The organism is Corynebacterium casei LMG S-19264 (assembly GCF_000550785.1).
In the GTDB taxonomy this organism is placed as follows: domain Bacteria; phylum Actinomycetota; class Actinomycetes; order Mycobacteriales; family Mycobacteriaceae; genus Corynebacterium; species Corynebacterium casei.
Genome location: NZ_CP004350.1, coordinates 1,767,604 through 1,789,092, shown reverse-complemented (window position 1 = coordinate 1,789,092; position 21,489 = coordinate 1,767,604). Strand labels below are relative to the sequence as shown.

The following is a 21,489-nucleotide window of genomic DNA, read 5'->3' as shown; positions in this document are numbered from 1 at the left end:
AAATCGCTACAGTGTAGCTATTGTCACAGCTTAAAGTACCTTTTCCACTCTCGCCTGTAGATCGGCTCGCCGCCCGTATGTTGGGAGACCCACTGGGCCTCCTCCTCAGTTTCACACGGCTCGGAAAAGGAATTCCAGTCTCGGTCGAAGACGATCCAGTCAACGTAGCCGTCCAGGCCTGGGCTGCGGCTGTCGGAGGCGCTCATGAGCACGACGCTACGAAGCATTACCCGGCAGGGTCGCCCCCTGGAGTGGGCGAAGTTCCACCGCTTGCGTGTTCGAACATGGCGACCTCTCCGAGAGGTGTGTGGACTCGTGGACATAGTTAACAAAACCCCAGTTCGGAGGTATAATCAAAACATTGACGACCAACCCAGGTGTGAAGTTGCAGTCCGCCACTTCACACCTGACGAGGGCAGTTCCCGGCAACCATGTCGGTGGCGATCAGTAGAGTCAACTACCTAACAAGATTTAGACCACCCAGCGTGGAGGAGAAAACCGCAAGATGAGCCTGAGAGTCCAACAAGCATCAATTAACGCCGAGTCGTCGAAGGTGGTGACGTGGTAGTGGCTCTCAAGAAGTCTGATCTTTACAGCTCCCTCTGGAAGAGTGCCGATGAGCTGCGCGGCGGCATGGATGCCAGCCAGTACAAGGACTACGTCCTGACGCTCCTGTTCGTGAAGTATGTCTCGGATAAGGCCAAAAGCGACCCCTACAGTCTGATCGAGGTTCCGGAGGGTGGATCTTTCGACGATTTGGTGGCGCTCAAGGGTGCCCCCGATATCGGCGAGAAAATGAACATTGCCATTCGCCGACTGGCTGAGGCTAACGATCTGCAGGGCGTGATCAACAACGCCGACTTCGATGACCCGAACAAATTGGGCGAAGGCAAGGCTATGCAGGATCGCCTGACCAACCTGGTTAGCATCTTCCAGGACATCGATTTCACCGGCTCCCGTGCTGAGGGTGACGACCTGCTCGGGGATGCGTATGAGTACCTGATGCGGCATTTTGCGACGGAGTCCGGCAAGAGCAAGGGGCAGTTCTACACCCCGGCTGAGGTTTCCAGGATTATGGCTCAGGTACTGGAGATCCCGAAGGATGCTCCTCGCTCTACCACCGTTTATGACCCGACCTGTGGGTCTGGTTCGCTGTTGATCAAGGTGGCGGATTCTGCGCCCAACGGCTTGTCGATCTACGGCCAGGAGAAGGACAACGCCACCTGGGCTTTATCGCGCATGAACATGATCCTGCACGGCAACGAGACGCATGACATCCGCCAGGGAGACACGCTCTCTGATCCAAAGTTCCTCAAGGGTGAGCAGCTACAGACCTTTGACTACTTCGTGGCTAACCCGCCGTTCTCCGTGAAGACCTGGAAGAACGGTTTCGACAAGGAGTACGGACGGTTCGACGGTTTCGCTGAACCGCCGGAGAAGAACGGTGACTACGCATTCCTGCTTCACATGGTGAAGTCGCTCAAGTCTGACGGTCGGGGAGCGGTGATTCTTCCCCACGGAGTGCTCTTCCGTGGCAACACTGAGGCCGCGATCCGTGAAGAGCTGATCCGGCGCGGCCTGATTAAGGCGATCATTGGATTGCCAGCCAACCTGTTCTACGGAACTGGCATTCCGGCTTGCATCATCGTTATCGATAAGAAGGAAGCGGCTAGCCGGACGGGCATCTTTATGATCGATGCCTCCAAGGGGTTTGAGAAGGACGGCGCTAAGAACCGTCTGCGTCCTCGAGATATGCGCAAGATCATCGACACCTACCTCGCCGGCGAGGAAGTCGAGCGTTACGCACGGATGGTGCCGCTGTCGGAGATATCCGATGCGAAGAACAACCATAACCTCAACATCCCCCGCTACATTGACACGTCTGAACCTGAAGACATTCAGGACCTGGAGGCTCACCTCAAGGGCGGGATCCCGAACCGAGATCTGGATGCTCTGGGTGAATACTGGGATGCTTTCCCGAACCTGCGTGACGAGCTATTCCGACCTCTCCGCGAGGGATATTCAGAGCTCACAGTGGAGCCCGAGCAGGTAACAAAGGTGATTGAGGAATCGGAGGACGTCAAAGCTCTTACCTCGACTGTCTCTAAGGCTGTTGAGGATTGGTGGAACTCTCACCGAGGCCAGCTGGAGGCGATTGACTCCCAGACCAGGCCTCAGCAGCTGATTGAGGATCTTGGCGATGACCTGCTGGAGAAATTCCGGGGTCGCCCGTTGATCAGCGAGTACAGCGTGTACGAGCAGCTGATGAGCTACTGGAATGACACCATGCACGATGACGTCACACTCATCGTCGGGTCCGGCTGGGTTGATGCTGCTCAACCGCGTGAAGCTCGGATCACTGGCTATGACAACAAGAAGAAACCGAAGTACGAGAGTGCCGATCTAGTCTTTGGAACTGGAGTCAAGGCACAGCGCTGGGTAACTGACCTAATCCCGCCGGCGCTGATCATCGACCGGTACTTCGCCGACGAGAAGGCCGAGCTTGATCGCCTCACTGCGGAGCAAGAACGCATCAGCCAGGAGCTCCAAGAGCATATCGAGGAGCACGCCGTAGAGGAAGGGCTGCTGTGGGAGGCCGTCAACGATGCTGGTGGCGTCAAGGTAAAGGATGCCCGTGACCGATTGAAGACTGCCAAGCTAGAAGACGCCGAAGCCGACGAGATTGCCGCGCTGAACACGGTGATCAAGCTGTTTACGGCAGAGACGGCAGCAAAGAAGTCAGTCAAGGATGGGATGTTGCAGCTGGACACGAAGGTGATTGCAACGTACGCCAAGCTCTCCGAGGAGGAGATCCGTGAGCTGGTAACTAGCGACAAGTGGCAGACTGTCGTCGCAGGTCGGTTTGCTAGTGAAGTCGATACTGCAACCTTCCAACTGATACGCCGTATCCAAGAGCTCGGCAAGCGATACGACGAGACTGTTGATGATCTCGACGCTGAACTAGAAGACCTTCAGAAGAAGGTGGCGGTCCACCTAGCGGATATGGGGATTCAATGAACACCTTGACTAATCCCCAGTGGCGAAACGTTCGGCTCGGCGATATAGGGCAAAGCCTAATCGGGTTGACATATAGTCCTAGCAATGTCAAGCGTTCAGGCACGCTTGTCCTCCGTTCATCGAATATTCAGGATGGCGAGCTTGCATTCGATGACAATGTATATGTCGACTGCGCGATTCCCGAGAAGATCCGCACACGTGAGAATGATATTCTCATCTGTGTCCGTAATGGCAGCCGTCGATTGATCGGTAAAAGCGCCATACTCGATCGTCGAGTCTCCGGACAGACCTTCGGTGCTTTCATGGCTGTATACCGCTCCGATTTAAACCCGTTCCTGCGGTACTTCTTCCAGTCTGATGACTTTAAGCGTCAGATCGACGAACATCTAGGTGCGACGATTAATCAGATCACGAACGGGAGCCTCAACGGATTCGTTGTCACCCTTCCCTCTAAGTCGGAGCAACAAGCGATCACGGAACGGCTTCAAGATGTGGATCGGCTGATTGCCACTCTCAAGCGTCTCATCTCCAAGAAGCAGGCAATCAAACAGGGCATGATGCAGGAGCTACTAACAGGCAATACTCGTTTAAGGGGCTTTACAGGTAAATGGGAATCTAAAACAATTGGTCAACTGTGTGTATCTATTCGAGGAGGTGGTACCCCTTCGAAGGCTATTGCCGACTACTGGGGAGGCCAAATTCCGTGGGCTACTGTAAAAGATTTAAGCAAATTCAACCCAAAGGGCACCCTCGACCATATTTCCACTCGCGGCGTCGCTGAGAGTGCTGCGCGTGTCGTACCAGCTGGAGAACTGATCGTCTCAGTGAGAATGTTGATTGCTAGAGCTGTTCAATTTTCCGTAGACGTAGCCATAAACCAAGACTTGAAGGTCCTGAATCTCAAACAGGAAGTTGACCCAACGTTCCTACGTTACTGGTTCAATCTCAACGAAGAATCTTTTGCGCGAGCAGCTGGAGGAAGCACCGTCTCTGGAATTTCCACAACTGAATTGGCATCCAAGATCGTAGATCTCCCCCCGATTGAAGAGCAAGCCGGTATCGCCCACGTTTTACAGGATGCAGACGAAGAACTGAATGCTCTAATGCGGCGCCTACAGTCAGCCCGGAATGTAAAAGACGGCATGATGCAAGAGCTCCTTACTGGCCGCACTCGCCTGCCTATTGAGGAGGTCTCATCATGAGTTCCGTTGGACAGCGTGAGCGGGTCACGCAGGATCGCGTCGTAGATATTTTGTCTAGCCAGCTCGGGTATGAGTACGCCGGAGACTGGAAGGACCGGACTAATTCCAACGTCGAGGAGGAGTTGCTTCGCCAGAACCTGCTTGCTCGTGGATACGGCGAGGATCTGGTTCGGCGTGCCATCCAGCAGTTAGTAACCGCCGCTTCTCTACCGGCGGGCGGCTCGCTCTACGACGCCAACCGGAAAGTGTACGGCCTGCTCCGCTATGGCGTGAAGGTCAAGCGCAGCGTCTCGGAGAACTTCGAGACGGTGTGGCTTGTCGACTGGAAGGACCCGGAGGCTAATCACTTTGTGGTGGCTGAAGAGGTCTCTATCAAGGGGAAGAACGCCAAGCGGCCTGATGTCGTTCTTTACGTCAACGGCATCGCCCTTGGGGTCATTGAGCTCAAGCGCTCTAAGGTCAGTGTTGGTGACGGTATCCGTCAGCATCTCGGCAACCAGAAGGCGGACTTCGTTCGTCCTTTCTTCACCACGGTCCAGCTACTGTTCGCTGGCAATGACGTCGAGGGGCTTCGCTACGGCGTGATTGAGACGCCGGAGAAGTACTGGTTGGAGTGGAAAGAACCAAGCGAGGTTGAGAACCATCTCGACCGTGGCCTGCTTCAGATGGCGAACAAACAACGCTTCCTCGAACTCATCCATGACTACATTGTCTTTGATTCGGGCGTGAAGAAAACCGCCCGACACAACCAGTACTTCGGCGTCAAGGCTGCTCAGGAGCGCATCGCTCGCCGCGAGGGCGGCATCATTTGGCACACTCAAGGGTCAGGTAAGAGCCTGACGATGGTGTGGTTGGCGAAGTGGATCCGGGAGAACCAGCGCGAGGCCCGTGTCTTAGTGATCACCGACCGCACCGAACTCGATGAGCAGATCGAGAAGGTTTTTGCTGGAGTCGATGAGACCATCGAACGGTCGACGTCTGGAGCCGGCATGATCGGCATGCTCAACCGGAACCAGCCCTGGCTGATGTGCTCACTGGTGCATAAGTTCCGGGGTGATGACGAGAAGGATCAGGGCGACACGGAAGACTTCGTGCGTCAGCTCAAGAAGCCCCTGCTCGAGGGGTTCAGTCCGAAAGGTAATCTCTTCGTCTTCGTCGATGAGGCTCACCGCACCCAGAGCGGCAAGCTACACAGTGCGATGAAGGAACTGCTGCCGAACGCGATGTTCATCGGCTTCACCGGCACACCTCTTCTCAAGAAGGACAAGGCCTCCAGTATTGAGACTTTCGGCTCCTACATCCACACCTACAAATTCGATGAAGCTGTTGAAGATGGCGTGGTTCTGGACCTTCGGTACGAGGCTCGAGACATCGAGCAGAAACTCACGAGTCCGGAGCGGGTCGATGAGTGGTTCCAAATCCACACCCAGGGCATGACCGATCTGACAAAGCACCAGCTGAAGAAACGGTGGGCAACGATCAAGGAAGTCGAGTCCGCTGAGCCGCGTGCCCGGCAGATCGCGGCAGACATCCTGATGGATATGGCCAGGATGCCTCGCCTAATGGATGGCCGAGGCAACGCCATGCTGGTGTGTTCGAGTGTCTACCAAGCCTGCAAGTTCTACGACATCTTCAGCCGCAGTGAACTCGCCGGCAAGATCGCCATCGTCACGAGCTATGAGCCGAACGCATCCAAGATCTCCAAGGAAGACTCCGGGGCCGGCAAGAATGAGGAGATCGTCAAGTACGACATCTACCGTCGGATGCTCGCCGACTACTTCCAGACCAACCCCGATGATGCTGTCAAGCGGATTGACGAGTTTGAGAAGAGCGTCAAGGAGACGTTCATCAAGCATCCCGGCCAGATGCGGCTACTTATCGTGGTCGATAAACTCCTGACCGGCTTTGATGCACCGAGTGCGACCTATCTCTACATCGATAAGAACATGCAGGATCACGGCCTCTTCCAGGCTATCTGCCGCGTGAACCGGCTCGATGGTGACGATAAAGAGTACGGCTATATCGTCGACTACCGAGATCTGTTCAAGTCTCTGGAGGATGCGGTCTCTGACTACACCTCTGAAGCCTTCGCAGATTACGACGAAGAAGATGTAGAAGGCCTGCTCAAGGATCGTATTGAGCAGGAGCGCCAAGACCTGGATGAAGCTCTGGAGATGGTGCGAGCGCTGTGCGAGCCAGTGTCTCCGCCGAAGGGCACGCTGCAGTACCAGCACTATTTTTGCGCGATGGAGAGCGGCAGCGCAGAGCAGCTCAAGGCCAACGAACCTAAGCGTGTCGACCTGTACAAGGGAGTGGCGAGCCTGGTTCGGGCATACGCCAACCTAGCCAACCGAATGACTGATGCCGGGTACTCGCCGAGCGAAGCGGAATCTATCAGGCAGCAGGTCAAGCACTTCGTCGATGTTCGCGACGAGGTAAAGCTCGGTGCTGGTGAAAATGTTGACCTCAAGCAGTTCGAGGCCGGCATGCGCTCGCTTCTCGATACCTACATCCAGGCTGATGCTTCGCGAAATCTAGCGACCTTCGACAAGGGGCTAGTACACCTCATTGTCGAGCATGGGGCGGGAGCTCTCGACAAGCTGCCGGAGAACATCCGGAAGACCCCGGAGGCCGCAGCTGAGACGATCGTCAACAACGTCCGCAAGACAATCGTTGACGAACAGGCCATGAACCCGAAGTACTACGAGTCGATGTCTACTCTGCTCGACGCCCTGATTGAGCAGCGCCGCGAGGCTGTTATCGACTATGAGGAGTACCTCCTCAAGCTCGTCGAGTTCACCCAGCAACTGGCGAGGGGAGAGTCTGGGAAGAAGTTCCCAGACTGGGCCAAGACGCCGGCTCGTCGCGCCCTGATCGACTTCGCGTGGCCGGAGGGCATCGAAGTCGATGTTGAGCGGGTCTACCGCACGATCCAGCGCAACAAAGACCATGGCTGGGCTGGAGATAAGACCAAGCAGAAGTCTCTTATGCGTACTCTCGCGCTCAACTTTCCTGGTGTATTGCAACCCTCTGACATGAAGGAGCTTCTTAACCTATTGGCGATGCATGATGAATTCCGCTAGTTCCTACCTCACTGTTTCCGGTTTTGATGTTGAGCTGGTCTACAAAGACATCAAGAACATGCACCTGTCGGTATACCCGCCGATGGGGCGTATCCGCGTGGCTGCACCCGCCCGGCTCGATGAGGACACGATCCGCCGGGCCGTTGTACAGCGCTTGCCGTGGATCCGGCGGGAGCGTGAGCGGTTGCAGAGTGCGAACCGCCAGTCTGAGCGGCAGATGGTCTCAGGGGAAAGCCACTACGTGTGGGGCAAGCGCTATCGTCTAGATGTTTCGAAGCACAGCGGCAACCCGAAGGTAGTCGTCTCGGGCGACACTCTCTGGCTCTACTCCCCGGAAGGATCGACACCCGAGGATCGGTTCGGGATACTCGATCGCTGGTACCGCCGGGAGCTGAAAGCTGCGCTCCCACTTCTGATCGAGAAGTGGGAGACTGCGATAGGCGTCAAGGTGAACCAGGTGTCTGTCAAACGTATGAAGACAAAGTGGGGCTCCTGCAATCCGGACAGTCGGAATATCTGGTTTAACCCAGAGCTGGCGAAGAAGAACCCACGGAGCTTGGAGTACCTAGTGGTCCACGAGCTTGCCCATCTGATTGAGCGATCTCACAATGCGAAGTTTGTGGCGGTTATGGATCAGTACTTACCGGACTGGACAGCTCGACGTGATGAACTGAATGAAGCACCGCTGGCAGCTGAGGAATGGAATCTTTAGACCAACAGTCCGGCGACAACGCCGATCGCGTCGCATGAGTTCGATCAATAGAATCTGTATATATAAAAAAGGAGAAGCGCGTTGCAGGTACGCCGATTGCTAATAGAAAACTTTCGTGGGATTAAACATCTTGACTGGATTATGCCTATCCACCAAAAACTCATCACCCTGGTTGGGCCTGGGGACAGTGGGAAATCTACGACACTTGTAGCTTTAAACTTCCTGCTGGGAGATCGATGGAACATCCCCTTCTCTGATACAGACTTCTTTGAAGTCGATACATCCCAGAACATTAGAATCGCTGCCATCTTGACAGGAATTCCGAAGCCCCTTTTAAAGGAGTCTGCACTCGGACTTTGGCTTCGGGGATTACAGGAGGACGGCAATATAACCGAAGACCCTGAAGATGGAACGGAGCCGGCACTCACAATCCAACTAGTAGTAGGTGATGACCTGGAACCTAGCTGGGAGGTTTATAAGTCGGGCCGAAGCCAGCGTCTAACCTCTAGCCAGCGCAGAGAATTTTCCACCTTCTTAGTGGATGAGCGTACTGATGCTCAGCTGCGCTGGAGCAGAACTTCGGCTCTGGGACGACTATCTGCCAAGGATGGCGCTGATCGCTCAGTTCTCGCGGAAGCTAGCCGGGCCGCTCAAACCGCGCTCCAAGAATCTGAAAACTCATCACTGCTTAATATCTCCAATAAAGTGCAGGAGCGGGTAAACAGGATAGGTGGTGGAGTATTTCAGGATATTAAACCTGGGCTCGATACCTCCCGATCTTCACTAGGAGCTGGACTTGCCCTTTACGATGGCTCCCTACCCTTGGCGAGCTATGGTCTTGGAAGTAGGCGCTTAGCAAGCCTGGCGATCCAGCAGATGGCTGCAGGTGATAGGTCCATCGCAATCATGGACGAGATCGAATCGGGGCTCGAACCTCATCGCGCAGTAAATCTATTGCGCTATCTGCAAAATGATCAAGGCTATTCTCAAATTTTCGTCACCACACATGCTCCGATAATAGTCGAACAAGCTGACCTGGAGAGCCTGTCTGTAGCCCAAAATGATAAAGGACAGCTAAGAATTAAGTCGTTGGCTGGATCGCGTAGTCGCCTCCGGGCCTTGCGCCGTTCGAGACCCTCCTCATTTCTTGGAAGGAAGATCTTGATCTGCGAGGGAAAAACAGAGTACGGATTAGTGCAAGCCTGTCTTGATTATTGGGATGAGGCTCAGAACCTACTGGGTGAACCTGTGGCCGTTGGCCACGGCTTCGTTCTGCAGGATGGTGCTGGTGGTTCCGAAGTAGCTTTACGATGCCAGGAAATGATGAATCTTGGTTTTCAGGTTGCGGGACTCCTCGATCATGATGACAACTCAGTGCAGAAAGCTGTTGATAAGGCGCGGGGTGCAGGAGTTCCTATCCTTCAGTGGGACCAAGGGAATAACACCGAGTCTCAAATTTGCTCATCTCTCTCGTGGAGCATGCTAGAGGAATTCATAAAGATTGGAGTTGATTGTCGATCCGGTGAAACTACTGTACTTACGGACCTTCATAAAGCCGGACTTCCAGGGGGGCAGAAGTCTCTTGAAATGGAATCCTGGCGGAAATCAGGCCTTACAATTGAAACTGCTCGAAGCATCGTCGCTCAGGCCGCGAACAAGTCGGAGTGGTTCAAAAATATTGACTCCGGAAAGATCCTCGGGGAATGGCTAACTGCCCGATCAAAATCTTCAGAGCTAGGCGGCGTTTGGACAGTATTGAATCGGGTCCAGGAGTTTATATACTCTGATATCGAGGAGGGCTAGCTTTGGACGCCCAGCTATCAACCGACGCATCTACGCTCCTTCGATCCGCTCCCTGCTCAGTTGAACTTCCGGCTGGAGCCGGGAAGACGCACCTGCTTTGTGCTTCAGCTTTTCTTGCAGGCAGTCAAGGTTCACGATCTCTTATTCTCACACATACAAACGCCGGGGTCGATGCAATCCGCAAGCGCTTGGTCGAGTTTCGAATACCTCAAGATATGGTGAGAGTAGAGACCCTCACCAGCTGGGCATTTACACTGGTTAAGTCATACTCTCATCTGGCTGGAGTTCAGATTGGAGATCATCCTGACTGGTCGAAGTCTGATAGCTACCTGTCTGGGGCAGAGAAAGTGGTCAGCGCGGAGGCAGTGCAAACAGTACTGAGATCTAGTTTCGACTACTTGATAGTGGATGAGTATCAAGACTGCACGCTACAACTGCATGGCTTCGTTCTAGCACTAGCAGAATCGATTCCGAAGACAATCGTTTTAGGGGATCGAATGCAAGCGATTTTTGGATTTACGGGTCCGCTAGTCGATTGGAATGATGACGTCCAGCGAAGTTTTCCTGCGGTCAACGTTAACTGGTCTCCTCATCGATGGCAGAAACACAATCAGGCACTGGGAGCCTGGACTTTGTCTGTTCGTGAAGATCTACTACCGGGGAATCTTTTTGACATACGGAAATACTCCGTTCCTGGAGTCAGCTTTCTTCCAAAGCAAAACGGCATGGGTCTAAGAAACTCCGCGTTTATGAACCGACCTACCGGGGAGAGTATTTTAATTCTCGGCAATTTCCCGAATGATGATGGGGTGATCGCCAGTAGCTTAGGTGGTGCGTTTCATGTCCTTGAGGACATCCAGGGTCGATTTATTAGGACGCACCTAAACAAGATTCCTGCCGAAGGCGATTTTCTGCTAGCCTCGTGGATTGTCGATTTCATCAAAGAATGTGCAAACGGTGTTGCCGACCTGGACTCTACTATCCGACGCAAACTTCTAGACAATAAGCCGATCGCTCACCTGAAGAGAAGTTCGATCCAAGACGTGGTGACTAGCTTAGACGGTCTGCGACAACAGCCATCATATCAAAACCTACTTCAGGCCGCTAATATCATCTCTCGAAATCCTTCGGTGCGCATCTACCGGAGAGAAGCATGGCAAGACGGCCTCCGGGCAATTAAAGAGTGCCTCGAGTCTGCTGAGGAATCTCCCGTAGATAATCTCGCAAAGGTTCGGGGTCGACTAAGGAATTCTAGTAGAAAAATATCGCAGCGCGTAGTTTCTCGAACTCTATTGGTGAAAGGACTTGAGTTTGACCACGTGATCATTTCAGATCTGCAGAAGATGAACAGTCATAATCATCTATACGTGGCGATATCGCGGGCTAAGAAGTCTGTTACGTTGATCGGTAGTAACCCCTTTGTGAAGCTGGAATAGTTAGCTTTATATCAAATGTTGCGCACGACGCACAGTGGGGCGCGACTCAATGCGTGCCGACTACTGCTGTCAGTTCCCTTCACCCCGTGCCCGCCCTCGCGCAATTAGCTCGGTTCTCGGACTAGAGAGAAAATTAGAGCTCCACACCATCTTCCTTACGCTGCTGACGCGCTTCATTAACGCTCAATATAATTTCCTGGATCTCGCTCCGACGAAGATCCCAGAATTTTCCAAGTACTTCGTAAACTTGGCGCTCATCGACATTTGCTTCGAACAGTGCGTCAGCGGTTCGGCACATATGTTCGACAAATGTTACGTTGTTCATGTCTTCGCGGAAGTAGGCCATCGGTCTCCTCGGGGTAGTTTATGTGTATTCTAGATGATCTAAGATGCTGGGCGTCTATTTTGAAGGGGTTTCGGTCACCAGCCTATTCTTTTGGTATAAGTACCACCCTCTATGCTCGTCTCGTGACGAGAATGTCTCCAATATGATCTAATCTGAACTCGGAAGTTGTCTAGGTTTTCGACTGAGATATTTATTTCATTAACCCTGGTAGATTGGCCGTTTTGAATAGTTCGGCCGCACTTGACAGCACCTCGTATATGTTGTGCGATGCTTGGCGTACAAATTAAGAACGCAGTCTGGTTATAAACCGGCTGCGTTTTCTGCATTTTTACCAGAGGACCCATCTAAAATTTGTAGTTTAGAGGAGCTCTTTCTTCTTCGGGTTAGTCCGAACTTCTGAAATGTATCAGTGTGAAAGTGATAATCTCCTTTTATGAATGGCAAACAGGTTCGGCTATTTCTAGTTGACGGGACCGTAGGAAGTCTAATGACCGCGGAGATCCTGAATTGGACAGGGCACATGCTTCGAGCTCGACGTAAGGATCTGGGACGACTTAAAACCCGTGCTGTTAGCTTGCTGGCAGTTGCCTGTTGTCGTAGATTTAATGCATGAGTATTTGCCGCCGGGGAAGTGTGTTGGGCGTTGTGACCTGCTTCGTGCTTGTTGGGTTGAGCCCGGTGTCGGGGGATGCTGTGGCGCAAGAGCGGGTTTGCCCGGATATGGTGGTGCTGGCGGCACGGGGGTCTGACCAGAATGAGGAATATGGGGAGTACTTTGGGCCGCAGCGGTACTCGGAGAATGCTGCGCTGTCTAATGGTTATGAGGGGCCAAATTTCACGGCGTTATTTCATTCGGTAGAGCAGCGGCATCCGGGGACGATGGATAGCATTTATGTGTTGGCGTTGGATGATGAGGCTTACCCGGCCAATATGGATTTGCCGCCGTTGGCTGAAGAAGGTGAGAACATTTCGGCTATTGAAATGGTGCAGCGGGCGGTCGGTATTACTCAGCAGTATCCGATTGGGGAGTTGCTGCATTCGGTAGCTTTTGGGTTGGTGGATAGTCTTCGTGCTGGTGTTACCAATGCGCCAAAGGTTGTGGAGGAGTACGAGGCTGCTACTGGTTGTAAGCCGCGGTATGTGGTGGCGGGGTTCTCACAGGGGGCGTTGATAACAACCAGTGTGGAGAAGTACCTGGCGGATACTGGGCGTCTTCACGGCGCGGTGACAATTGGTAACCCGCTGCATAAGTATCTGTGGATGATGGAACGGGCGGTGCTGCCGGAGGATAAGCGGGTGGATTACTGCTTGGATGGAGATTTCGTGTGTGACTTCTCGTTGGAGGCGGCGAATGATGCTTTATCGACTAAGGCAGAGAAGCATGCGTCGTATTTTCTCAACGAGCTGAGTGAGCAGGATATACGCGTGATTGATGAAGTGGCTGCGCTGCTTAGTGATGGTGCGGGTGCCTAGCGAGTGCGGCTATTGAATGAGTGAGCGCCCCGCAGTAGTGGATACTGTGGGGCGCTTGTCTTAGTTCGGAGAACTAGCGTTAGTGCGCGGAGCTGGCGTTAGTAGAGGGCGGACTTGATGCCGTCCCATGCTGGCTGCAGTTGCGGGCCAAACATGATCCAACTGTGTGCACCCGCGCCCAAGTAATGCGGGGTGTGCTCGATGCCAGCCTTTGTTAGAGAATCAGAGAGATTCTCCGTGCACTTGAGTGAGCCTGCCTCTAGCAGTGAACCTGCGATCTGGTCGGTGATCTCCCTGTCCGCGTAGAATTCGCGTTCTTCGTCGGTAATCTCACCGTTTGCAGCAGACAAGTAGATCTGAGTTCCGCGAAGTCCTTCAGGATTTAGAACCACGTCGTTGCGTTCCCAGGCTTCCTGGGTGGACCACATATTGTTCGGGTCGCCGCCCTGGTTGCCCACGGTGAGTTTGATGGTGCCGCTGCCGATGGAATCGGTAGTTGAGTAGCAGCCGGAGATACCAGCAACACCATCAAAGAAACCAGGGTTGTTGTTGGCCATCATGACAGCGCCAGAGGCGCCCATCGACAAGCCGATAAGACCGCGCTTGCTGTTATGAGAAACTTCGTCTTCGACGATAGGAGCAAGTTCTTCGGTTACGAAGGTATCCCACTTGTACCGACCGAGCTTCGGATCATCGTTGTCCCAGTCCTGCCACATGGAACCCGCTGCTTGTGTGGGGATCACGATGGTGGCGTTGGTGCCTTCGAAGACATCTTGTGCATAGCCCTCTCTGAACCAGTTGGAGTTCTTCGTAGCGCCAATGCCTTCAAGCATGTAGACCATTGGACCGCCGTTGCCGACGAGAACTTCGACCTCTACATTGCGGCCCATAGAAGGTGATGCAACGATCCAGCGCTCGATACCCGGCTGGTTGTGAGCCGTGCGGGAGATTAGCTCGGCAGTGGTGATGGACTCATCGATAGGAAATGGATAGATATCTTGTTCTGACTTCCACAGGTCAGTGAGGATGGTGGAGTTATCGCCAAGCAGGCCCAGAATTCCGAAAGTCGTATCAATCGCGGCCAGAGACGAGCCGTAGTTGCGGCTAAACTCCTGATGGGTTTCTGGCAACGAGGAGCCTGTAGAAGACAGGTTGCCTGAAGAAAGACCTTGGGTCAGGCCGCTGGAAAGCTCACCATTGGAGGAACCCAGGGAAGACATCCAGCCGGTGGAATTCGCGCTAGATTGTGCATGAGCAGCAGGTGCCAGGGTAAACGCAAGAACTGCTGTGGCCAGCGCGGGGAGAAGACGCATGGGGTCACCTTTCAAATACGGGGAATCAAATACAAGTATAACCTGAAATCTGCGTTTTATAGCAATCAGCTGTGTGTTTTCTGTGGTGTTCTGTTCGTGGTGCGCTGGCTGTGGTGTTTTGGTGGGGCGTTGTTTGTGGCGGCGCTGGGTGTGCCGCGCACGGTAGATTGACGGGTATGTATCTCAAAGTCCGTGTGAGCCTGGAAACCGCGCAGCCGCGGGCGACTCGTCTCATTGCTATTGACCCGGCGTTGACGCTGGACCGCGTGCATGCGGTGCTGCAGTCCGCGTTTGGTTGGTCCAATAGTCACCTGCATCAGTTCACGCAGCGCAATTGCAGGTTAGAAGATAGGAAGTTCTTCATCTATCCCTACTGGGAGCCAGACATGCTGGAGGTGGGTAGCTTCGCTGATCCAGAAACTGACGTGAGCATTGGTGAGGTGCTGCGCGAGGCAGGGGATTTTTGCTACTACGAATATGACTTCGGGGATAGTTGGGTGCATCGGCTAGAGCTAGAAGGCCAGGCTGAACCCGCGGACTTTGCTTATGTCATCGAGGGTGCGGGGCAGGCACCGGAGGAAGATAGCCGCGGTAGGCAGACGGATAGGGAGCTGCCGGTGCATGTGCTTTCTCGTGACGCCCTTGCTGAAGTCAACGCCAGAATTGAGGCAAGTTCTAATCCGCGGGTTTCTGCTGATGTTGCGTTGGTCTTCGGTGACCGTGTTGGGCCGATTTTTGGCGCTACGTGGGAGAGGATAGTTGATGCGCGAAATCAGGAACTCAATGACTTGTGTGTGGCATTGATGAAGCAACCGGTGCCGCAGCTGACCCCGGAACTACAGCAAGAACTTGTTCAAGTTCTTGCTCCGTGGGCGGACTTTCTGGATGAGGCTGAGCGGGAGATTCCGCTGACAAAGTCGGGTTACCTCGCGCCGAAATTTACCGGTGGCTTTGTGGAGAAGTGGAAGATTAATGCGTGGACGAAGTCGCTGCGTGAAGTTGATATTCCGCAGATGTGGCGGCTTCATGAGGTCTCCAAGGCGGCGAAGCTCAGGCGCAAGTATCGCTCAACACTGCGCTTGAGCAGTACCGGTAAAGCAGCCCGTAATGATCACCCGGAGTTAATTAGGCGCCTTAGCGCGGCGTCGTTCGCTAGATACTCAGATGCCTTCTTTCGTGATGCCATGGTGCTGGGGCTCATGCTTGTTGCGACAGGCGCGCAAGCTTATGTGCCTGTGGGCGCCAGGGTGGACGGCCGTGAGTTACGCGAGTCGGTTGCCGAATGTTTGGCCGCTATGGGTTGGATGATTGATGGAGTGACGCCGAATTCCTATCACGTGACAATGGCTACCGAGGCCTTGGAAACGGTCCTCGACCCGCTTCACCAGCATGTCGATCCCTCACCGGAGCTTGCGCTGTATTGCGCGTGGCAAGCGCTCAAAGCGTAAACTGCGAGAATGATTGATCACCGCCATCACTTCGACGAACAAGCAGCCCAGTGGGACAAAGACCCCAAGAAGATTGAGCGCGCGCGTCGTACAGCACAGCTGATTGTGGACACCGTCCAACCGCAAGGAAATGAGCGCGTCTTCGAGTTCGGCGCGGGCACCGGTTTGGTTTCGCAGACTCTCGCGCCACACGTGGGCACACTAACGTTGGCGGATAACTCCCACGGCATGCGGGAGGTAATCACGCAGAAGATTTCAGCAGGCACGCTTATCGATGCCCACCTTTCCCACTCCGACCTCGTCGGCGGCAAGCTGCCGGAGGAAAAGTATGACATCGTGGTGGCGTCGTTAGTGCTGCACCATGTGGCGGATGTCCCAGCTTTAATGGCCGCATTTTCCAGCATCCTGGTGCCTGGGGGAGTAGCGTGCATTATCGAACTAGATGATGCGGGTGGCAAGTTTCATGCTCACATAGACCACTATGACGGACATGACGGGTTCAAGCGGGATTCTTTCGAGCAATCTTTGCTGGGTGCAGGCTTCACGGAAGTTCAATTCCACGATGCTGGAAAGATCGAACGCGAAGACGGCGAGTACTCACTTTTCCTCGCGAATGCTCTCACCAGCAAAAATGGCTAGAATGTATTGAGGTTAACGCACAGATAAGGAAGGGATTCATTTGCCTAAGCCAGGGGCATCGCAAAGCTCTTTGTCTGCCATCGCCGGAATCACGACCGGCCTGGTGGGCTTTTTAAGTTCATTTGTCATCGTCATCGCGATGATGCAGAACCTCGGGGCTACCGACGGACAAATCGCCAGCGGCCTGCTGGTGGTGTGTTTTGCCATTGGTATCACCACGCTATTTCTTTCCTATACCTCGAAAGCACCGATTACCATCGCGTGGTCGACCCCTGGTGCCGCACTGATTGCTGGCGCCTTTGCCGCCGGCGAGGGCGATAGTGAGATGCTCGCCCGCGCCATGGGCGCATTTATCGTCGCCGGCATTCTGCTTATCGCTACTGGTCTTATCAAGCCCCTAGCGGCCCTGGTATCACGCATCCCCAGCGAGATTGCGCAGGCGATGCTCGCCGGCTTCCTGCTTGCCTACTGCACCGAGCCGATACTTGTGCTGGCCTCCGAACCCTGGCTAGCCGGCCCAGTCATCGTGGTCTGGCTGCTCGCCCTGTGGCTCGCACCGCGCTGGGCCATCCCCGCAGCCTTCGTCGCCTCGTGCGTAGTCATCGCGCTGAACTTCAACTCCGAGGCCGTCGAGGGAATCAGCATCCTTCCGCACCTCGAATTCGTGATGCCGTCCATCGACGGCGCAGCGATTGTCAACATCGCGCTACCGCTGTACCTGGTCACCATGGCATCGCAGAACCTGCCCGGCCTCGCCATCTTGAAGGCCTATCACTACAAACTGCCGTGGAAGCGTTCCATGGTCACCACCGGCTTCATGAGCTCCATCATCGCGCCATTCGGCGGGCTGACCATCAACCTGGCCGCAATTTCCGCAGCACTGTCCGCCGGCTCCGAATCCGGTGTTGAGCACCTCAAGCGCTGGCGCAGCGCCATGTGGAGCGGCTACACCTACATCACCATCGGCCTGTTCTGCAGCGCCGTTGTGGTCATCATCTCCGCCGCGCCTTCCGAGGTCTTTGGCACCCTCGCCGGCCTCGCTCTGGTGGGCACCTTCGCCGGCTCCGTAGCCGGCGCATGGAAGAACCCCGCCGAACACTCCCGCATGCCGGCCGCCGTCACCTTCATCATCGCCGCATCCGGTGTGACCATCCTCGGAATCGGCGCCGCAATCTGGTCCATCGCCGGTGGTCTCATCGTCCGCGGCATCATCCTCGCCCGCAAACAGGCGCAGGAAGACAAAGCTGAAACACACGCCGAGCACCAGTGATCGCGATAGCCTAACATGGTCGGTCGCCAGCAGACCTACGCTGCATCATTCTCTAACCGCTCGCTGCAGGCCTTGCGAGCCGTAGAGGAAATCTTTCTGGGAATTCAGCAGGGAGCGACCATATCCTTAGCGATCTCGAAAACGTCGACCTATTGCTTCCGCGTGGCTTCTGGCGGATAAGAAACCTCACCCGCGGCAATGAGTTCTTCAAGGCGCTTCACAACTGCGTATAACCCACCATCGGAGATTTGTTCTGCTAGAAAACCGTCGCAGAATCGTTCGCCGCGAGACATCCAAGTGAACCAAGTACTCAAATCACCTGGCAAAGCAGACGATACGCTCTTGTCCCTGACGGCATCAACGTTCTCTTGATAGTTATAGTCCGCTCCGAGCAGCATGTTCGCCGCTTCAATCCCATCCCAGATTTGCGGATCATAGTTGTACCAACCCAACTGGATTGTGTCGTCGTGGAGGCGTTTCGGGGATACGAACTCAGCTCTGTATCCCTGTGCGAGTAGCGCCGACAAATTGTGAATATGCTGAATCAGCTGCATTCCTTCATCATGATTTGTCGTGTTCACACGGCCATAGTACCGAAAAGAAACTGGGGTTTGGATACTTAGCACCGGAGATTGAGATAGCCTAGCCAGGTTGGGTATCTCATAGAAAATAGTGGTCAAAGGATAGAAGTATATGGCTTATTTCATTCGCAAGGATGAGAATGAATTCACGGCGACTGGGGCTGCAAGTGGTGCTTGGAATACCGAAGAGCAGCATATTGCACCGATGATGGGCCTTATGACTCACTTGACTGAGTTAGACCACGTGCGGCGTGATACCGAAGGGGTAATGCTTCCTGGCCGCATCAACGTAGAGATACTTGGAACGCTGAGCTTCGATGCGTTTCACATCGAGACTGAAGTAGTCCGCCCAGGCCGTACCATCGAGCTTGTCGAGGCCGTCTGCATCCAAAACGGCCGCCCCACCGTGCGCATGCGCACGTGGTTCATGGCTTCGGCCGACACCGCATCAATCGCCGGCACTGCCTTTGCGTCCATCCCCGGCCCGACCGAGCAAGCTCTTCCTGCCCTCGGCACCGATTGGGGCGGGGGATACGTCCAGTCCATCACCGGCTTCCGCCAACAATCCGAACCCGGCCGCGGTATCGCCTGGTGGCGCACAGACACCCCGCTTATTGAAGGCGAGACCGTCTCCAACCTTGCCTACTTCATGAGCCTTCTGGATATGGCCAACGGTGTTGTCGTCCGCGAAGACCCACGCAAAGTCGCCTACCCGAACCTTGATCTGACCGCGCACTTCTTCCAGCTTCCCGATGGCCCCTGGCTCGGCACCGAAACCCATGTCAGCTTCGGCGCCTCCGGCATAGGCGAGACCCACTCCGTGATTCACGACGCCTCCGGTCCTATCGGCACCTGCTCCCAAATCCTCACCATCCGCCGGCGCGGATAGCATCGATTAGCAATCTCTTGCGATGTCCTGTACAGTTCCTAACGTTTGTGCAGCACAGCGATAGTTTCGGGGGAAATTAACCAACTGGTATCTACCCACCCCTCACCAGTGCCACATACGCCCAGTTGAGACGCGCGTCACTTCCAATACCAGGGTTGAGACCACCGAGATTTCACGCAAAGTACTTCCCCACAAAGTGGGTTCGGGTTAGGCTGCAGTCATAACAAAGTTACCTACAGCAAAGGAGATTAGATGAAAGAAATTACACATCATTTTTCCCGACGCAACGACGGTGAGCATCCTTCAAAATAGAAGCGGCATAGCCATAATCCACAACTTCTAGCACACCAACAATAGTCGAAGTATAGGAGCTACTAAGGATGCACAACGCGAACAGCGTCATCCCGAATCATCCTCAGCAAGCACAGTTCTAACCGGCCAATCATTATCTTATAGATAAGAAGCGGAATAACCACTGATTCGATCCGCACCCCGGCCGCAGCGTAGTGCACCGCAAGTTGAGACACATGATTCGGGATTTTCAATTCTTCAAACGCATAAAACTACCGATAACCTGCAAATTTGTTTAGCAGGTTATCGGTAGTTTATTCTTAGCTAGTCCGAAAGGCACATGCCCCGTTCGTCTAGTGGCCTAGGACGCCGCCCTCTCACGGCGGTAACACGGGTTCAAATCCCGTACGGGGTACGCGAAGCGCCAGCATATTTACATTCTATGCTGGCGCCATTTTCGTTTTCAATGTTTTGAGTAAAGTGATAAGACTCCTGACTAAATAGTGCCCATGCTGATCGGGATTCGACGTTTTACTAAGAATTTTTGCGCATGTTCTGAACTATTTTCTTAATGGTGTCTCTCTTCAAACCCATTTGCTCACCAATTTCGCGATGAGAATAGCCATCCTGATTCAAATGCATAATCGCAGCATTTCTTTCCTGAATAGTGGAAAAACCTTGATCCTTAATAGAAAGCTTTGATTTGCCGGATTGGCTGCTTTTAATTGAATTACGTTTCTTTTCTTTAGGCACAAAGTCCGTAGGTCGAAGTTCACGAACAATCTGACCAACAGTGGCGGGCTTAAGTCCAAATTTTTCTCCAATCTCCCGGTACGACATTCCATTTGCGGCCAGTCGGATCATTTCACGGTTGCGGCTTTTCCGTTGTCGGATGACGGATTCATTGTGAGATATTCTGAGGTCTCTCAGAAATCTGTTCCAGACTAAAGGGATAGAATCTTCAGGTGATCTTCGATTGTATGGGGCATACAGGGGGTAAGCGCTCGCATAAGCGAGCAGGGCTTTGGCGCTCTGTCGCTCGAAATGGAAGTGATTGTCTATTACCTTTTGTCTCAAATCTGTTGGTAAAGACTCCCAAAACGCATCTATAGGTTTAGAGCTTTCAGATTGGACAATCTGATCAATTTTTCTAATTGTGGGTAAGACAACTATTCCTGAGTCGAACCTATCAACCCTGCCTGGGACGTATAGCCTCTTACCGGATTGTTTGAACCCGAGTACAACGCCTTGGAAAAACTGTGCTATTGCGGCGCTTATGTATCCAATCCGATGTCCATTTGAGACAACTGCAACAGCATTTGAGTCGAATGGGTTACTGGGTTCCGCTTTGAGCTCAAAATAGGAATCCCCCAAAACTCCGGCGAGTTCTTGCTCTTTACGGTAGTGCTGTATCCCGCGAATGCCAGCCTTGTAGTAGTCTATGTCATCCCAATCTCGGTTCGAGTCAAGTTCGGCGGACCGTAGGACATCGAGCTCGGCCAGTCTCTTGCCATTGGGAGGATTTTTCGGTGGGGTCTTTTTACTCTGATGAACTTTGTTTCGCTGATGGTAAGCACTCAGCATCGACTCTGTATCCAATTGAGTAGATTGGCCACTTTCTGTGAAAAGTTTCCTATAGAAGCCCGGCAGATTTTTGGTTTCCCGTTCCAATTTTGATTTATCAACTTTTATGTGAGGCGTTTTACGTTTTCTTGAAAAGAACATGAACTTATATTAGCCATTTGACATGCGCCCAACTAGTTTGATTCGGGCCAAGCAGTTGAGAAAGTTCGCCGTTTGGTGGTTGAAGAGTTGGCAGTTAAAAGTCGCCGTGAAGCGTGTGTCAGCGAGTTTTCAAGGGAGTTGCTGAGATGAACAATTTCGACGCGGAATAGAACGAAGTAAATTAGAAGAGACTTTCCAGATCGGTCGCCCCTGTTGGAAAACCTAACTGTGTTGGATTAATTAAATACTGGGATGTCTTA

At 53.6% G+C, this 21,489-nt stretch carries 15 protein-coding genes and 1 tRNA gene; 12 read left to right on the top strand and 4 right to left on the bottom strand.

Going from position 1 to position 21,489, the window contains the following annotated elements:
- Positions 1-567 precede the first annotated feature (567 nt).
- The 6 genes from CCASEI_RS08215 to CCASEI_RS08190 all read left to right on the top strand — a co-directional run bounded on the left by CCASEI_RS08215 (position 568) and on the right by CCASEI_RS08190 (position 11,254).
- The gene (locus tag CCASEI_RS08215; RefSeq protein WP_025387662.1) at positions 568-3,018 is read left to right on the top strand and encodes a type I restriction-modification system subunit M; all 2,451 of its coding nucleotides are present in this window, start codon (positions 568-570) and stop codon (positions 3,016-3,018) included.
- On the top strand, positions 3,015-4,220 hold the full coding sequence (locus tag CCASEI_RS14440; protein ID WP_025387661.1) for a restriction endonuclease subunit S: 1,206 nt from the start codon (positions 3,015-3,017) through the stop codon (positions 4,218-4,220). Before CCASEI_RS08215 ends, CCASEI_RS14440 begins: the two co-directional genes overlap by 4 nt.
- Positions 4,217-7,303, top strand: a complete 3,087-nt coding sequence (locus CCASEI_RS08205; RefSeq protein ID WP_025387660.1) for a type I restriction endonuclease subunit R — start codon at positions 4,217-4,219, stop codon at positions 7,301-7,303. The genes CCASEI_RS14440 and CCASEI_RS08205 overlap by 4 nt, the downstream gene beginning before the upstream one ends.
- A complete protein-coding gene (locus CCASEI_RS08200) occupies positions 7,287-8,015 on the top strand; it encodes a M48 family metallopeptidase (RefSeq protein WP_006823304.1) in 729 nt (242 codons plus the stop codon). Before CCASEI_RS08205 ends, CCASEI_RS08200 begins: the two co-directional genes overlap by 17 nt.
- A gap of 81 nt (positions 8,016-8,096) precedes the next feature.
- A complete protein-coding gene (locus CCASEI_RS08195; RefSeq protein ID WP_025387658.1) occupies positions 8,097-9,818 on the top strand; it encodes an ATP-dependent nuclease in 1,722 nt (573 codons plus the stop codon).
- Between the two features lie 2 nt (positions 9,819-9,820).
- Positions 9,821-11,254 carry a UvrD-helicase domain-containing protein gene (locus tag CCASEI_RS08190; RefSeq protein WP_025387657.1) on the top strand — a complete coding sequence of 478 codons (1,434 nt, stop codon included), beginning with the start codon at positions 9,821-9,823 and terminating at the stop codon, positions 11,252-11,254.
- A gap of 133 nt (positions 11,255-11,387) precedes the next feature.
- On the opposite strand, the gene CCASEI_RS08185 is transcribed toward CCASEI_RS08190, so the two are convergent.
- Positions 11,388-11,600 carry a hypothetical protein gene (locus CCASEI_RS08185; RefSeq protein ID WP_025387656.1) on the bottom strand — a complete coding sequence of 71 codons (213 nt, stop codon included), beginning with the start codon at positions 11,598-11,600 and terminating at the stop codon, positions 11,388-11,390.
- A gap of 609 nt (positions 11,601-12,209) precedes the next feature.
- Between CCASEI_RS08185 and CCASEI_RS08180 the strand changes: the two genes are divergently transcribed.
- The gene (locus CCASEI_RS08180) at positions 12,210-13,073 is read left to right on the top strand and encodes a cutinase family protein (RefSeq protein WP_038574559.1); all 864 of its coding nucleotides are present in this window, start codon (positions 12,210-12,212) and stop codon (positions 13,071-13,073) included.
- A 98-nt stretch (positions 13,074-13,171) separates the two neighbouring features.
- On the opposite strand, the gene CCASEI_RS08175 is transcribed toward CCASEI_RS08180, so the two are convergent.
- Complete coding sequence (locus tag CCASEI_RS08175) at positions 13,172-14,386, bottom strand: alpha/beta hydrolase (RefSeq protein ID WP_025387654.1); 1,215 nt, start codon at positions 14,384-14,386, stop codon at positions 13,172-13,174.
- A 176-nt stretch (positions 14,387-14,562) separates the two neighbouring features.
- Between CCASEI_RS08175 and CCASEI_RS14435 the strand changes: the two genes are divergently transcribed.
- Genes CCASEI_RS14435 through CCASEI_RS08160 form a run of 3 tightly spaced genes read left to right on the top strand, consistent with a single transcriptional unit; the run spans position 14,563 to position 17,743 of the window.
- Positions 14,563-15,834, top strand: a complete 1,272-nt coding sequence (locus tag CCASEI_RS14435; RefSeq protein WP_025387653.1) for a plasmid pRiA4b ORF-3 family protein — start codon at positions 14,563-14,565, stop codon at positions 15,832-15,834.
- A 9-nt stretch (positions 15,835-15,843) separates the two neighbouring features.
- Entirely contained in the window at positions 15,844-16,473 is a 630-nt protein-coding gene (locus CCASEI_RS08165; RefSeq protein ID WP_025387652.1) for a class I SAM-dependent DNA methyltransferase, read from the top strand.
- Positions 16,474-16,513: 40 nt separating this feature from the next.
- Positions 16,514-17,743 (top strand): benzoate/H(+) symporter BenE family transporter, encoded by a 1,230-nt coding sequence (locus tag CCASEI_RS08160; RefSeq protein WP_025387651.1) that lies wholly within the window; start codon positions 16,514-16,516, stop codon positions 17,741-17,743.
- Between the two features lie 149 nt (positions 17,744-17,892).
- On the opposite strand, the gene CCASEI_RS08155 is transcribed toward CCASEI_RS08160, so the two are convergent.
- Positions 17,893-18,324, bottom strand: a complete 432-nt coding sequence (locus CCASEI_RS08155; protein ID WP_155894826.1) for a DUF6508 domain-containing protein — start codon at positions 18,322-18,324, stop codon at positions 17,893-17,895.
- Between the two features lie 112 nt (positions 18,325-18,436).
- On the opposite strand from CCASEI_RS08155, the gene CCASEI_RS08150 reads away from it, so the two are divergent.
- Positions 18,437-19,213 carry a thioesterase family protein gene (locus CCASEI_RS08150; protein ID WP_025387649.1) on the top strand — a complete coding sequence of 259 codons (777 nt, stop codon included), beginning with the start codon at positions 18,437-18,439 and terminating at the stop codon, positions 19,211-19,213.
- Positions 19,214-19,846: 633 nt separating this feature from the next.
- Positions 19,847-19,919 (top strand) — tRNA-Glu (locus tag CCASEI_RS08145).
- 119 nt (positions 19,920-20,038) lie between these two features.
- On the opposite strand, the gene CCASEI_RS08140 is transcribed toward CCASEI_RS08145, so the two are convergent.
- Complete coding sequence (locus CCASEI_RS08140; RefSeq protein ID WP_025387648.1) at positions 20,039-21,229, bottom strand: HIRAN domain-containing protein; 1,191 nt, start codon at positions 21,227-21,229, stop codon at positions 20,039-20,041.
- Positions 21,230-21,489: the final 260 nt, after the last annotated feature.

Bases quoted from the DNA above. Each gene is read 5' to 3' on its own strand.
- CCASEI_RS08150 (WP_025387649.1), top strand. From the start codon at position 18,437: ATGGCTTATTTCATTCGCAAGGATGAGAATGAATTCACGGCGACTGGG.
- CCASEI_RS08165 (WP_025387652.1), top strand. From the start codon at position 15,844: ATGATTGATCACCGCCATCACTTCGACGAACAAGCAGCCCAGTGGGAC.
- CCASEI_RS08175 (WP_025387654.1), bottom strand. From the start codon at position 14,386: ATGCGTCTTCTCCCCGCGCTGGCCACAGCAGTTCTTGCGTTTACCCTG.
- CCASEI_RS08140 (WP_025387648.1), bottom strand. From the start codon at position 21,229: ATGTTCTTTTCAAGAAAACGTAAAACGCCTCACATAAAAGTTGATAAA.
- CCASEI_RS08200 (WP_006823304.1), top strand. From the start codon at position 7,287: ATGATGAATTCCGCTAGTTCCTACCTCACTGTTTCCGGTTTTGATGTT.
- CCASEI_RS08185 (WP_025387656.1), bottom strand. From the start codon at position 11,600: ATGGCCTACTTCCGCGAAGACATGAACAACGTAACATTTGTCGAACAT.
- CCASEI_RS08180 (WP_038574559.1), top strand. From the start codon at position 12,210: ATGAGTATTTGCCGCCGGGGAAGTGTGTTGGGCGTTGTGACCTGCTTC.
- CCASEI_RS08205 (WP_025387660.1), top strand. From the start codon at position 4,217: ATGAGTTCCGTTGGACAGCGTGAGCGGGTCACGCAGGATCGCGTCGTA.
- CCASEI_RS14435 (WP_025387653.1), top strand. From the start codon at position 14,563: ATGTATCTCAAAGTCCGTGTGAGCCTGGAAACCGCGCAGCCGCGGGCG.
- CCASEI_RS14440 (WP_025387661.1), top strand. From the start codon at position 3,015: ATGAACACCTTGACTAATCCCCAGTGGCGAAACGTTCGGCTCGGCGAT.